The 13,451-nt window shown below is 66.0% G+C and carries 14 protein-coding genes; 2 read left to right on the top strand and 12 right to left on the bottom strand.

The window, feature by feature from the left end; translation table 11 throughout:
- Positions 1-30: 30 nt before the first annotated feature.
- The 9 genes from DYI42_RS03870 to DYI42_RS03830 all read right to left on the bottom strand — a co-directional run bounded on the left by DYI42_RS03870 (position 31) and on the right by DYI42_RS03830 (position 8,181).
- Positions 31-1,188, bottom strand: a complete 1,158-nt coding sequence (locus DYI42_RS03870; protein WP_213544606.1) for an NAD-dependent epimerase/dehydratase family protein — start codon at positions 1,186-1,188, stop codon at positions 31-33.
- Between the two features lie 87 nt (positions 1,189-1,275).
- A complete protein-coding gene (gene rfbA, locus DYI42_RS03865) occupies positions 1,276-2,148 on the bottom strand; it encodes a glucose-1-phosphate thymidylyltransferase RfbA (RefSeq protein ID WP_213544605.1) in 873 nt (290 codons plus the stop codon).
- Between the two features lie 29 nt (positions 2,149-2,177).
- A complete protein-coding gene (locus DYI42_RS03860) occupies positions 2,178-2,456 on the bottom strand; it encodes a hypothetical protein (protein WP_213544604.1) in 279 nt (92 codons plus the stop codon).
- 10 nt (positions 2,457-2,466) lie between these two features.
- A complete protein-coding gene (gene rfbB / locus DYI42_RS03855; RefSeq protein WP_213544603.1) occupies positions 2,467-3,504 on the bottom strand; it encodes a dTDP-glucose 4,6-dehydratase in 1,038 nt (345 codons plus the stop codon).
- Complete coding sequence (rfbC, locus tag DYI42_RS03850; protein WP_213544602.1) at positions 3,501-4,070, bottom strand: dTDP-4-dehydrorhamnose 3,5-epimerase; 570 nt, start codon at positions 4,068-4,070, stop codon at positions 3,501-3,503. Before rfbC ends, rfbB begins: the two co-directional genes overlap by 4 nt.
- 56 nt (positions 4,071-4,126) lie before the next feature.
- Complete coding sequence (gene rfbD / locus DYI42_RS03845) at positions 4,127-4,981, bottom strand: dTDP-4-dehydrorhamnose reductase (protein ID WP_213544601.1); 855 nt, start codon at positions 4,979-4,981, stop codon at positions 4,127-4,129.
- A 22-nt stretch (positions 4,982-5,003) separates the two neighbouring features.
- Positions 5,004-5,921, bottom strand: a complete 918-nt coding sequence (locus DYI42_RS03840) for an NAD-dependent epimerase/dehydratase family protein (protein ID WP_213544600.1) — start codon at positions 5,919-5,921, stop codon at positions 5,004-5,006.
- A gap of 220 nt (positions 5,922-6,141) precedes the next feature.
- Complete coding sequence (locus tag DYI42_RS03835; RefSeq protein WP_213544599.1) at positions 6,142-6,801, bottom strand: sugar transferase; 660 nt, start codon at positions 6,799-6,801, stop codon at positions 6,142-6,144.
- A gap of 24 nt (positions 6,802-6,825) precedes the next feature.
- Positions 6,826-8,181 carry a UDP-glucose dehydrogenase family protein gene (locus tag DYI42_RS03830; protein WP_213544598.1) on the bottom strand — a complete coding sequence of 452 codons (1,356 nt, stop codon included), beginning with the start codon at positions 8,179-8,181 and terminating at the stop codon, positions 6,826-6,828.
- Positions 8,182-8,352: 171 nt separating this feature from the next.
- On the opposite strand from DYI42_RS03830, the gene DYI42_RS03825 reads away from it, so the two are divergent.
- Positions 8,353-8,985 (top strand): CAP domain-containing protein, encoded by a 633-nt coding sequence (locus DYI42_RS03825; protein WP_213544597.1) that lies wholly within the window; start codon positions 8,353-8,355, stop codon positions 8,983-8,985.
- 237 nt (positions 8,986-9,222) lie between these two features.
- Complete coding sequence (locus DYI42_RS03820) at positions 9,223-9,486, top strand: hypothetical protein (RefSeq protein ID WP_213544596.1); 264 nt, start codon at positions 9,223-9,225, stop codon at positions 9,484-9,486.
- Between the two features lie 82 nt (positions 9,487-9,568).
- Here DYI42_RS03820 and DYI42_RS03815 read toward each other — a convergent pair whose 3' ends face one another.
- The 3 genes from DYI42_RS03815 to DYI42_RS03805 are packed head-to-tail and all read right to left on the bottom strand — an operon-like array spanning position 9,569 to position 13,406.
- Complete coding sequence (locus DYI42_RS03815; RefSeq protein ID WP_213544595.1) at positions 9,569-10,576, bottom strand: SDR family NAD(P)-dependent oxidoreductase; 1,008 nt, start codon at positions 10,574-10,576, stop codon at positions 9,569-9,571.
- An 8-nt stretch (positions 10,577-10,584) separates the two neighbouring features.
- Entirely contained in the window at positions 10,585-11,274 is a 690-nt protein-coding gene (locus DYI42_RS03810; protein ID WP_213544594.1) for a YjbF family lipoprotein, read from the bottom strand.
- Positions 11,271-13,406: a YjbH domain-containing protein gene (locus DYI42_RS03805; RefSeq protein ID WP_342344601.1), complete on the bottom strand. Its 2,136-nt coding sequence runs from the start codon at positions 13,404-13,406 to the stop codon at positions 11,271-11,273. The genes DYI42_RS03810 and DYI42_RS03805 overlap by 4 nt, the downstream gene beginning before the upstream one ends.
- Positions 13,407-13,451: the final 45 nt, after the last annotated feature.

Here is a 13,451-nt window from a genome sequence, read left to right as displayed (position 1 = left end):
GATGTTTAACCGGATACTACGCAGGCGCACTCACGTCCAAGTAGAAACGCAGGGGATCTTTCTGCGGTCGCATCTATCGGCGTATTTTTGCGCAATTTCACGCACTTCAGCCATTACCCCAACGTCAAGACGGATCGGATCGAGGCCCATTCCGAGGAACCGATCGTTTGCAACGTGCAAATCGTTCTCCGCCGCCTCCTTCCGCGGATTCGCCAAAAAGGCGATCTCGGCGCCCATCTGCGCCTTCAGCAGTTCCGCCAGGTCGCGCACGCGGTGGGTCTCGGTCATCTGGTTGAGGATGTTCACCCGCTCGCCCGTCTGCGGCGGGTTCATCAGCGCCAGTTCGATGCAGCGGCAGGTGTCCTGAATGTGGATGAAGGCCCGCGTCTGCCCGCCGGTGCCATGCACCGTCATCGGGTAGTCGATCGCCGCCTGCATGATGAAGCGGTTCAGCACCGTGCCATAATCGCCGTCATAGTCGAACCGGTTGATCAACCGCTCATCCATCGCCGTCTCTTCGGTCTGGGTGCCCCAGACGATCCCTTGGTGCAGATCGGTGATCTTCACTCCGTCGTTCTTGTTGTAAAACGCAAAGAACAGCTGATCCTGACTCTTCGTCATGTGATAGATCGAGCCCGGGTTGGTGGGGTAGAGAATATCCTGCTCTGCCTCGCCCTCGGGCGTGGCCACCTTCACCTTCAGGTAGCCTTCGGGAATCTTCATCCCCGCCGTGCCGTAGCCATAAACGCCCATCGTGCCGAGATGAACGAGGTGGATGTCCTGCCCGCTTTCCACGATGGCCGACAGCACATCGTTGGTGGCGTTGAGGTTGTTGCTGACGGTGTAACGCTTGTGCGCGCTGGATTTCATCGAATAAGGCGCGGCCCGCTGTTCGGCAAAGTGGATCACCGCGTCGGGCTTCTCCTCCTGAAACAGCGTCAGCAGCCGGTGATAGTGCTCGCCCACCGTGAAATCATGAAAGCCGATCTCGCGGCCCGTCAGTTCCTTCCACACCCGAAGCCGCTCGCCGATGGGGCGGATAGGGGTGAGGCTCTCCACCTCCAGCTCGATGTCGATCTTTCGCCGGCTCAGGTTGTCGACGATGATCACCTCGTGGCCGCGTGCCGAGAGGTGCAAAGCATTCGGCCAGCCGCAAAAGCCGTCTCCGCCCAGTACAACGATCTTCATGCTCTGCTCCTCGGGGCCTCTGCCGGGCTATCGCGCAGTATTGCGGCGACATCACGCACCAATAAAGGAAAACCTGTGGGTCGGAGCCTAGTTGAGCAGCCCGAGCAGGTAGGCGCCATATTCGTTCTTTCTGAACAACTCCGCGCGTTCCACCAGCTCCTCGCGACTGATCCAGCCCTTGCTGAAAGCGATCTCCTCGAGTGAGCCGGTCTGCAGCCCCTGCCGCTTTTCCAGCGTCCGCACGAAGTTGCCCGCATCCAGAAGGCTGCCGTGGGTGCCGGTATCCAGCCAGGCGTAGCCGCGCCCCATCAGTTCGACGTCAAGCTGCCCGTCAGCCAGATAGCTTTCGAGCAGGCTGGTGATCTCGAGCTCACCGCGCGCCGAAGGCTTGACCTGCCGCGCCCGTTCCGGCGCCGTTCCATCGACGAAATAGAGGCCGGTGACGGCATAGTTCGAAGGCGGTTTCTGCGGCTTCTCGATGATAGAGCGCACCTTGCCGTCCGGGTCGAAATCGACCACGCCATAGCGCTCCGGGTCGGCCACCCGGTAGCCGAAGACGGTGCCGCCGTCTGCCTTGCTGTCCGCGCCGCCGAGCAGCTCGGGCAGGCCATGGCCGAAGAAGATATTGTCGCCCAGCACCAACGCCGAAGGGGCCCCGGCCAGAAACTCCTCGGTCAGGATGAAGGCCTGCGCCAGCCCGTCCGGCGAGGGCTGCGTAACGTAGGTAAACGACAGGCCCCACTGGCTGCCATCGCCCAGCAAACGCCGAAACTGCTCGGCATCTTCCGGGGTTGTGATCACGGCAATTTCGCGGATGCCCGAGAGCATCAGCACCGAGATCGGGTAGTAGATCATCGGCTTGTCGTAGATCGGCAGCAGCTGCTTCGACACACCCATGGTGATCGGATAGAGCCGCGAGCCGGTGCCCCCGGCCAGGATGATGCCCTTGCGTTCGCTCATCAAAACCTCTCCTCAAGCTTCAGCCGTGCTCAGGCCGTCGCAGTGTTGCTTTGGGTGCCCTCATCCCCGTCCACCGGCGGCATACCCGGACAATGGGTCAGAAATGTCTCGAACCTTGGGCCGTTGATCTCTTTCCGCACGTCTCCGGGGGCCAATGCCGCCGCACCCTCGCCCCGATTCAGCGAAAGGCACTCGTTCACCGCGTGCTGGGCATCGGTCTGCCGCAGAGGCCGGCGCAAGCCCGGGCCGCGCAACAAGGCGTCCTCGACACCCTCTGCCTGCCAGCCCGGGTCGGTCGGTCGCATCATCGCGCGGCCCTCACCCGGTGCCCAGACGCTGGCCCACGCCATCCCGGTCGCGCAGCGCCTGCCACCAGGGCTCGTTTGCCAGGTACCAAGCCACAGTCTTCTCCAACCCTTCGCGCAGGGTGACCGAGGGGCGCCAGCCCAGCTCGTTCGCAATGCGGGTCGGGTCGATCGCGTAGCGCATGTCATGGCCGGGCCGGTCTGCGACAAAGGCAATCAGCTCCTCGCGCGGTCGCGCTGCGGGGCGGGCTTCGTCGAGAATGGCGCAGATCATCCGCACGAGGTCGATGTTGCGGGCCTCGTTCTCGCCGCCGATGTTGTAGCTGCGGCCCAGCGCGCCGCGGGTGAGCACCGTCAACAGCGCCTCGGCGTGATCTTCCACGTAAAGCCAGTCCCGCACGTTTTCGCCGCGCCCGTACACCGGGATCGGCTTGCCCTCCAGCGCGTTCAGGATCACCACCGGCACCAGCTTCTCCGGGAAGTGGAAAGGCCCGTAATTGTTGGAACAATTCGTCATCACCACGGGGAGGCCATAGGTCTCGTGCCAGGCGCGCACCAGATGGTCGGAGCCGGCCTTGGAAGCCGAGTAGGGGCTGCGCGGATCATAGGGCGTTGTCTCGGTAAACTGGCCCTCCGCGCCGAGGCTGCCAAACACCTCATCCGTGCTGACGTGATGAAACCGAAAAGCCTCGGGCCGCCCGGCCTCCTGCCAGTAGGCGCGGGCGGCCTCCAGCAGATGGAAGGTGCCCATCACGTTGGTCTCGATGAAGGTCGCAGGCCCGTCGATGGAGCGGTCGACATGGCTTTCGGCGGCGAGATGCATGATCGCATCGGGCCTGTGCCGGGCCAGCACCGCGTCCAGCGCCGCGCGGTCGCGAATGTCGGCCTTCTCGAAGGCATAGCCCGGGTGGCTGGCCACGCTGGCCACGTTTTCGAGGCAGGCCGCATAGGTGAGCGCGTCGAGGTTCACCACCTCGTGGCCCTGCGCGATCGCACGGCGCACCACCGCCGAACCGATAAAGCCGGCGCCGCCAGTCACCAGCAGCTTCATGCGCCGCCCTCCCAGGTGAAGGGGCTGTCAAACCCCGCCAGCCGGGCGGCAGCGGCATCCTTATCCGAAAGCACAGGCTCATCGCCGCCAAGGCCCCAGTCGATTCCGATATCGGGGTCATTCCACAGCAGCGCGCCCTCGGTCTCGGGGGCGTAGGTGTCGGAGCACTTGTAGACGATCTCGGTGTCGGGCGTGCGCGTGACGAAGCCATGGGCAAACCCCGCAGGCACCAGAAGTTGCCTCCCGTTCTCCTCGGTCAGCTCGGTGCCGTACCACTGGCCATAGGTCGGGCTGCCCTTGCGGATATCCACCGCCACGTCGAAAAGCGCACCGCGCCCGCAGCGCACCAGCTTGTCCTGCGCCCTTGGCGGCGCCTGAAAGTGAAGCCCGCGCAGGGTGGGGGCCTGCCGGCTCATCGAGTGATTGTCCTGCACGAACAGCATATCGATCCCCGCCTCGGCGAGCTTGGGCTGCGAGTAGGTTTCGGCGAAATAGCCGCGATGGTCGCCAAAGCGGGGCGGGGTAATCACCAACACGCCGGGAAGGGGGGTCTTATCGATCTGCACGTCGCCTCGTTCGGTTGCGGTCTCATGGCATCAATCGGGGTCTTGGTGCCCCGGGGTCAAGTCTGTTGTGCCAGCACCTCGTCCAGCGCCACCCGCCAGTCCGGACGCGGCAGGCCGAAAGCGGCCTCGGTTGCGGTGCAGTCGAGGCGGGAGTTCAGCGGGCGTTGTGCCGGGGTCGGGTAATCGCTGGAGGGGATCGGCGCCACCTCGCAGGCAAGCCCGGCACGGGCAAAGATCTCGCGGGCAAACTCCGCCCAGCTCACATCCGGCGCGCCCGAGAAATGGTAGGTGCCGCTCTTGGCCGGATCGGCGCAAAGCGCCCCGGCGATGGCCAGGCAGGCGCGGGCAATATCGGCGGCGGCCGTCGGCCCGCCGCGCTGGTCATCGACGATGGTCAGCCGGTCGCGTTCCGCGCCAAGCCGCAGCATCGTCTTCACGAAATTCGCGCCATGGGCCGAGAAAACCCAGGAGGTGCGCAGAATGGCATGGGGGCCGCCCGCGGCTCGCACCGCCTCTTCGCCCGCCAGCTTGGTGCGGCCATAGGCGCCCAGCGGGGCAACCGGCGCATCCGCGGCCCAGGGCTGCGTGCCGCTTCCGTCGAAGACGTAGTCCGTCGAGATATGCACCAGCGGCAGGCCGCGCGCCGCGCAGGCTTCGGCGATGGCACCCGGGGTCGTTGCGTTCACGCCGAGGGCCAGCGCCTCTTCCTCTTCGGCCTTGTCCACGGCAGTGTAGGCAACGGCGTTGATCACCGCGTCAGCCCCGGTTTCGGCCACCAGCGCCGCCGCCTCTTCGGGCCGCGAGAAATCTGCGCGGCTGCGCGGCACCGTCTCGATCCGGGGGCCCTCGCTGCCAAGCGCGGCAAGCTCCCGCGCCACCTGTCCGGTTTCGCCAAAGACGAGTAGTTTCATGCCTCGTGCACCTCTCCGCCGCCTAGCTCACAAGTTCCTGCGCGTACCAGGCGAGGGTCTTCTCGATCCCGGCGCGCAGGTCGTGCTGCGGCGCAAACCCCAGGTCGGCGCGGGCGCGGGCGATATTGGCACAGTTGTGACGAATCTCGCCCGGCAGTGCCGGTGCATGCGCCAGCTTCGGCGGCCTGTCCGGGCAGAGGTCGCGGAAGATCTCCACCACCTGCATCAGCGAGGTCGGCACCCCCGTGCCGAGCTGGTAAAGCCCTTCCGAGCGGCGCTGCAACGCCGAGACCATCGCGCCCGAAATGTCATCCGCATAGATATAGTCACGGGTCTGCCGCCCGTCGCCGTTCACGTTCAGCCGCCCGTCGCCCAGAACCTGCCGGCAGAAATGCGGGATCACCCCCGGCTGCCGGCGCGAGTGCGGGCCGTAGACGTTGGAAAACCGCAGCGTCAGCGCCGTGAGCCCCCAGGAGCTGGAATAGGCCCTGAGCAGCGCCTCTGTTGCCAGCTTCGAGGCGCCGTAGGGCGAGGCCGGGTTGGCCGTGGCCCGCTCGTCAATCGGGCCCTCGTCCTGCGAGACAGCACCGGTGGAGGCAAATATGAAATGGCAGTCCGGCGCATGTCGCCGCAGGTGCTCGATCAGCCGGTGACTGCGCGCGACATTGTTCTCGAAGGTGCCCAGCGGGTCGATCACACTCAGCTGCACCGAGGCCTGCGCAGCCAGGTGGACGACGGCATCGGCACTGGCCGCAAGCGCCAGCCCGGCATCGCTGGCAAAGCAGCCGATATGCAGCTTGTCGAACACCGCGCGCTCTGCCTCTGGGGCATCGCTGTAGCGATCCACGCCGATGAGGTCGCAGGGCATGCCGGAGGCGCGGATGTAGCGCGCCAGGTTCTGCCCGATGAAGCCCAGAGCGCCGGTGATTACCAATCTCATGTCGCGGCCTCACGCGGCAGTACGTTTTCCATCACCACTCCTGCCATGATGGCGCGCCTACTACTTGAGCGCGAACACACCAAACCGTTTCTCTCCGATTGGCTCTAATCCAATCGTGCCGAAAGGCAAACCCCGGCACCATCGGACTGCCTGTGATCGGCAAGATACCTCTTTATTATCTATGTTTGGTTAACCAAGGCGAGATTTCCCTCACGGCACGTCAGATCCGGGCCGCCTTGGCGCGCAGCCGTTGCAGCCGACGGCCCGGCAGCGAGGCTAGCTTGCCCGCCGTCAGATAAAGGATGTAGAGGTCCAGGCACAGGCTTTGCCTACGGTTGTAGAGCCTGTCGAGCGCCGCCTTGCGCGGAATGCAGCGCCGCACGTAGATTGCCTCGGTCTCCTCCGCCGTCCGGCAGTGCTTTATCATGCTCTCCTCGTGGCTGTGGTGCATGATCGTGGCGAGCCCGGTGATCCCGGGACGGCTCTTCAGCACCTCGCCGTAGAGCTCCGGAAACTGCTCCACATATTGCCGCATCGGCGGGCGCGGGCCGACGAAGCTCATGTCGCCCTTCAGCACGTTGAAGAGCTGCGGCAGCTCGTCGAGCCGCAGGCGCCGCAGCTTGTGGCCAAGCGGCGTGATCCGCGCCGCCTTGTCACCGCCTGAAACGCCCACCTCCGCCTCCCGCGAGCCCTTCTGCATGGTACGAAACTTGTAGAGCCGGAAGGGCCGCCCCGGCGCCTTCATCCGTTCGGAGGTGTAGAGCGCGGGCAACCCGTCGCGCGCGGCGATCAGGCACCACAGCCCCAGCATCAGCGGCAGGCCCGGCACCAGCAAGAGCAGCGCGAGGGCAATGTCGAAGGCCCGTTTTCCCGCCGTCACCGGCTCAGCCCCCCACGGCCTGCTTCAGCCCGCCACGGCGGCCACACCGGCCTTGCCCTGAAGCCCCTCGGCATCCGGACGGCCCACGCAGATATAGGCGTCGAACCCCGCCGCGCGGGCATCCTCGGCAGAGTAGATGTTTCGCAAGTCGGCCATGTGGGCCGTGTTCATCGTGCCCGCCATCCGGGCCAGGTCAAGCGCGCGAAACTCGTTCCACTCGGTGAGCAGCACCAGCACGTCCGCACCCTCCGCGGCGGCATAGGGGTCTTCCTCCCATCGCACGCCCGGCAGCAGCGCTTCGCCCTCGCGGCGGCCCTGCGGGTCCACCACCCGCACATCGGCGCCCCCGCCCACCAGCGCGGGCACGATGGTGAGAGAGGGGGCCTCGCGCATATCGTCGGTGTTGGGCTTGAAGGTCACGCCCAGCACGGCAACCTTCTTGCCGTTGAAGGAGCCGCCGCACAGATCCTTCAGCTTCTCCACCATCCGCCGCTTCATGTCTTCGTTCACGGCAATGACGGCCTCGGTGATCTCCAGCGGCACCGCATGGTCCTGCCCGATCCGGGCCAGCGCCTTGGTGTCCTTCGGAAAGCAGGAGCCGCCATAGCCCGGGCCCGCATGGAGAAACTTGTTTCCGATCCGCCCATCGAGGCCCATGCCCTTGCTGACCGCCTTGATATCGGCCCCCACCCGCTCGCAGAGCGTGGCGATCTCGTTGATGAAGGTGATCTTCGTGGCCAGAAAGGCATTGGCCGCGTATTTGATCATCTCGGCCGACTCCAGGTCGGTGTAGACGATGGGGAAGTCACGCAGGAACAGCGGGCGGTAGATGTCTCCCATCACCTCCCGCGCGCGCTCCGTCTCCACGCCCACCACCACCCGGTCGGGCCGCATGAAATCGTCAATCGCCGCGCCCTCGCGGAGGAACTCGGGGTTGGAGGCCACGTCAAAGCTGCCCTCCTCGCAGGTCTTGGCGATGATCTCATAAACCTTCCGGTTGGTCCCCACCGGCACGGTGGACTTGGTGACAACCACGGTGAATCCGTCGAGCGATTGCGCGATCTCCTCGGCGGCGGCGTAAACATAGGTCAGGTCGGCATGGCCATCGCCCCGGCGGGTCGGCGTGCCCACGGCGATGAATACCGCATCGGCGCCCGCAACGGCGGGGGCGAGGTCTTCGGTGAAGGTCAGGCGCCCGGCGGCCGTGTTCTTGGCCATCAGCACATCAAGGCCGGGCTCGTAAATCGGCACCTCGCCCCGATTCAACTGCGCCACCTTCTCGGGGTTCTTGTCCACGCAAACGACTTCGTGGCCAAAGTCGGAAAAGCACACCCCGGACACCAGTCCAACGTAGCCCGTGCCGATCATCGCGATTTTCATCTGTCACTCATCCTTGCGCCCAGCGTTTCTGGCCCGCTCCTGAATGGCGGGCGTAGCGAAAAAAAGCAACGTGCGCATCCGAGTTTCCTCATTCGCGCCTCAAAATGGCCCAAGCAGGCGGCTTCGGTAGGGGCAGAGCAGATGGTGGGGGCCAGTTGCTTGAGGTAACCAATGCAATTTGCAATCCGCCTGGCCCTCGGGGCCATGATGACGGTGGTCAGCCTGTCATCTTCCGCCATCGGCTGCACCCGGGGCGACGTGTCCGGGGCGAACCGCGTGATCGACCCCGCTCGCATCAACCAGCCCTTGCTGGATGCCGCCGTCGCCGTCGAAGTGAACTACCAGCGCTGCCGCAAGGGGCTGCCCCGCCTCGCCGGTGCCGCCAAGCTGCGCGACACGGCGCTCGGCCACGCCCGCTGGATGGCCAAGCACAGCACACTCAGCCACAACTCCACCCGCCCGGGCCGGGCCACGGTAAAGGCGCGCATCCTCGCCTCCGGCCTGAAGGTGCGGCGCGGCTCCGAGAACATCGCCCGCGTCGCGCTTTACAAGGTCGAGGGAGAGCGCGGCTACAAGATCGCCGACGCCGCGCGCTGCGTCTTCACCACGCGGTCGGGCGCCCCGATCGGGCGGCACAGCTACGGCTCGCTGTCCCGCTACATCGTCGCACTCTGGATGGATTCGCCCAGCCACCGGGTGAATATCCTCGAGCGCAAATACAAGATGGCCGCCAGCGCCATCGCGGTCGATCCGCGCGGGCGGGCCTGCGGCTCCGTCTATATTGCCCAGAACTTCGCCGGTTGACCTGAGGTCATCCGTCGGGCCGTGGTAAATGCGCCACGGCCCGGCCACCGCGGCGCCGGGCGCCGCTTCGGCACAAAACCCCTGATTTCAAGCGCTTCACTCAGTACCTGTCTCGGTTGAGCCGCAGTCAGCGGGTTTTTCCGCCGATTCATGCAGCGTTAACCACTCCGCGCTTTACGGTTAACGGATTGGCAGAAATAATGGGGACAACGCAGTTTCAGAGTTATGGAGCAAACAATGTACAAGATTCTGACCACCGCCGCCGTCGCAACCGCGCTGGCCACCTCCGCCTTCGCAGGCGGCTATGAAGAGCCCGAACTGGAAGGCGAAGTCTTCGTCGAAGAGAACGGCTCCAGCTCCGCGTCCAGCGGGTCCATGGGCGGCCTCGGTGCCGGCCCGATCATCGGCGGCGTGCTCGCCCTGGCCGCCATCGGCGCGCTGGCCGGCTCCGACGATGACACCGCCGACGACGATGACGGCCAGACCGCGATCCAGAACTGAGCCATCCGCTCACGGAAGCAGAAAGCGCCCGCAGGAGTTCTCCGGCGGGCGCTTTTCTTTGCCTGGTCTGGCGGTGGCCGGATCAGGCGTAATGCCTGTCATACCAGTCCACAAAAGCCTTCACGCCCTCTTCAAGGCTGGTCTGGGGCAGGGCGCCGACAAGCTCGGTGAGCAGGCGGGTGTCGGCCCATGTGGCGGGCACGTCGCCAGGCTGCATCTCCATCATGTTCTTCTCCGCCCGCTGGCCCAGCGCGGCCTCGATCGCCTCGATGAAAGCCCCAAGCTCCACCGGCGCGGCATTGCCGATGTTGACCACGCGCCATGGTGCCACCGGTGAAAGGCTGTCGGCCTCGCCCACCGGGGCACCCTGCGCGGGCGGGCAATCCACCAGCCGCCGGATGCCCTCCACCAGATCGGCGATGAAGGTGAAATCCCGCTTCATCCGCCCGTGGTTGTAAACGTCAATCGCCTCACCCGCCCGAATCGCCTTCACGAACTTGAAGAGCGCCATATCGGGCCGCCCCCACGGCCCGTAGACCGTGAAAAACCGGAACATGGTGATCGGCAGCTCGTAGAGATGGGCGTAACTGTGCGCCATCGCCTCATTCGCGGCCTTGGTGGCCGCGTAAAAGCTCATCTGATGCGCCGTCCGGTCGGTCTCGCCATAGGGCATTTGCTCGTTGGCGCCATAGACGCTGGAGGTCGAGGCCATGAGCATGTGCTGCGGCGGGTGCGCGCGCGCGGCCTCCAGCAGGCGGAAGGTGCCAATGAGGTTCGCCTCAACGTAGCTCTCCGGCGCGTCGATCGAGTAACGCACCCCGGCCTGGGCGGCGAGATGGATGACGATCTCGGGCGCGTGCTCCTCCAGCAGGCTCTCCAGCCGCCCCGGCTCCTCCAGCCGCGCCTCCACGGCGCTGAAGCTCTCCGATTGCATCAACCGCTGATGCCGCCGCTGCTTGAGGCTCACGTCGTAATAATCGGTCATCGCGTCCAGCCCGATGACGCGAAAGCCGTCGTCCAGCAGCCGCCGGGCGGTGTGGTAGCCGATGAAGCCGGCCGTTCCGGTGACAAGCGCGGTGCGTCCGGTCATGCGCGGGCCTACCTGCGCAGGAGTTGCAGCGCGATGTAGCCGTTCTCCGGCCCGATCCACTGGCGCGAGTTCCACACCGTGCCACCGCCGCCCACCTGGTAGATGTTGGTAAAGGTCTGGCCCCCGCCACGGCAGATCTCCACCATCCGTACCGCGCTCACCGTGCCCGCCGTCACCGTCTGGAGCGGCTCCACCTTGTCGCGGCTGATCCGGCAGGCAAAGCGGGTTGCCACCTCGTGCCCCTCGCCATCCAGCCAGCGCATCGTCCGGCTGGCCTCGCCGCCACGCCGGGCGGTGACAAGCGCGGCGCTGGCCCCAACCTCCGATGACATCAGGTCATAGTTCAGCCCGCGCGTCTCCGCGACGAGCCCGCGATAGAGCGTGAGCGTCTGCTTTTCCGTGGTGGTGTAGGTCCGCCACGGCCCGCGCGTCTCCTGCTCGCCCAGCGCGGCAAGCTGGGTGTTGTCGCGGAACAGCGCCATCAGCGCCGAGCCCCTGATGCGGTTCAGCGCCACCGGCACAAGCGCGGCAATCTGCTGCGGCGTCACCTCTTTGGGTTTCTCGCCCCGGCCCTTGAGCGATTGCAGCGCCAGCTGCGCCACGCTCGGCCCCTGCTTTGTCGGATCGTTGCTGCACCCGGCCAGCACCAGCCCCGCTGCGGCCAATGCCGCCATCATACCTGCGCGCAATACCGTCATCGCCAGAACCGCCCCCAGCGGTCTTCCAGTTCCGGACGATGCGTGTCGCGCACCGTCTCGTAGAGCCTGCCATTTACCGAAAGCCGCGCGCCGCCATCGCGGGCGAGCGAGCGGATCGTGGTGCTCGCCACCTGCTTCGTCGCCTGCCCGGTAAAGACGCTGAACGGCACGGTCACCCGGATACCCTTGTCAAACGACCCCTCGCCGAAATCCTCCGCCGAGACATCGGTAAAGGTGGCATAGGCCCCAAGCTTCCAGCCGTTGTCAAACTCCCGGTCCAGCGCCACGGTCGCGCCCCAGTCGCCTGCAAGGTAGCGGCCCACGTCCAGCGTGCCGTGGTAGCCATTGCCGAAATCGTAATAGGCCGAGGCATGGCCGGTGACGACCTCGTAGTCGCGAAAGCTGAAGAGCTGATCGTAGTCCCGCTGCTTCACCACGTTCAGCTCCGCGCCCAGCGCAAGGCGGCTGTTGACCGGCTTCCAGAGCAACTCGCCCGACACCCCGCCAAACATCGGCTCCAGCAGGCCCACCGTCACCCGGCTGTACAGGTCGGGTCCGGGCCGCCCGTAATAGGCCAGCGTCAGCGTCTCGATCGCCGGGTCGCCCTTGGCGGCATAAAGCGCCCCGTCCGAGCGGACATGCGGCAACACCGAGGTGGAGGGGTCTTCATCCTCGCCCCCGTTCCCCGCGATCTTCTTGGTGATCGAGCCCGCGAGCACCCAGCCGGTGGCGATGTCATAGCGGCCCGAAAGCCGCAGCCCCACGTCTCCCCGCAGCGGTGCCTCCGGGTCGAAGGCGGTCAGCTTCAGGTAGGGCGCAAGCGAATAGGTAAAGCGCGGATACTGGCCGGGCAGCGGCTCCAGCCCCGCCGGGTCTGGCGCGGACCGGGCATCGGAGATGTCAGCGCGCGCCAGCATGGGGGCCGAGCCCTCGTGCTCCAGCTCCTCCACGTCACTGCGCCGCAGGGTCACCCGCGACGTGGGCATGCCGTTGACCACCGGCACCAGCTTGAAACTCTCGACCGAGGCGGGCATGGCACGGGTCAGGATGCGGGCGATCCGCCCCATCGCCTGCGGCTCCGCCATGAAGCGCGTGTTGCGATAGCGCAGCTCCACCGAGCGCGCGTCAAAGGCCATGGCCTCGAGGATCAGCCCCTCCTTCGCCATCGCCTCGCCCAGCACCCGGCGCAGGCCCGGCTTCGCGGCGGGGTCGTCGGCCCAGTCGGTCTCCCAGGCGCCGGGGTCGGAGCGGCGCGCGGGGCGCCCGGCCACCGGCAAGGGTGCGGCTTCGCTGCCGGTGCCGGCCACGGGCTTGCGCGGGTTGGTGCTGAAACTCAACTGCACCGCCAGTTCGGAGCCGCCGATATAGGCGGCCTGAACGCGCGTGTTGTCGCGGATGCGATACTCCAGCCCGAAGTTCCACGGGCTCTCCCGTTCCAGCAGGTCGTTGCCCGCCTCGTCGAGGTAGCCGGCGGTGGAATACTCGGCCTTCAGGGTCAGCCGGTCATTCGCCCTGAACGACACGCCGCCAAAGGCCGCCACATCTCCCTGAAACCAGCTCGTCGCGTTCACCTGCCCGCCCTCGTCGCCGGGCACATAGGCTTCACGAGTGCCGAAACTGTCGATCACCCCGTAGCGCGCCAGCCCGCCCCAGCCGAGCCCGGCGGAAAAGCGCAGCCGCGGGCTCACCGACTTGGTCGCCACGATGTATTCGCCGCTGTAGATCCCGGTGCCGAGAAAGTCCTGCAAGCCGATGGCCACCGCAGGCCACCACTTGCCCTCCTGCTCCTCCACCAGCTGGAACTTCAGGTCAAAGCTGCGGTCCGAAAGGTCTTCTCCGTCGGTGTAATACCCCTCGATCCGCGAGTAACGAAAACTGCCGGTCAGCCTCGGCGCGATCTGGAAGGTGAAGGTGTTGCGCAGCTGTCCACCAATCGCAGTGGTCGAAGCCACAATCTCCGCATCCTTCAGCACCTCCGCCGAGGGCATCGAAAGCACGCCTGGCGTGCCGAACAAGGTCAGGCTGTCGGTCACCAGCGGTTCCGTGCCCGCCGGATTCGGTGCAACTCCGGCCGCCAGCCCGGCCGCCACCGCAATTGCGCTCACTCCTGCCCGGCTCGTGATGCGTTTCACGTCTCGCCCCTCGGTTGTTGTTGACACCCGACTATAGAGAAGCGC

The sequence above is a fragment of the Vannielia litorea genome (assembly GCF_018424695.1).
Taxonomy (GTDB): domain Bacteria; phylum Pseudomonadota; class Alphaproteobacteria; order Rhodobacterales; family Rhodobacteraceae; genus Vannielia; species Vannielia litorea_A.
This window is presented reverse-complemented; position numbering and strand designations above follow the sequence as displayed.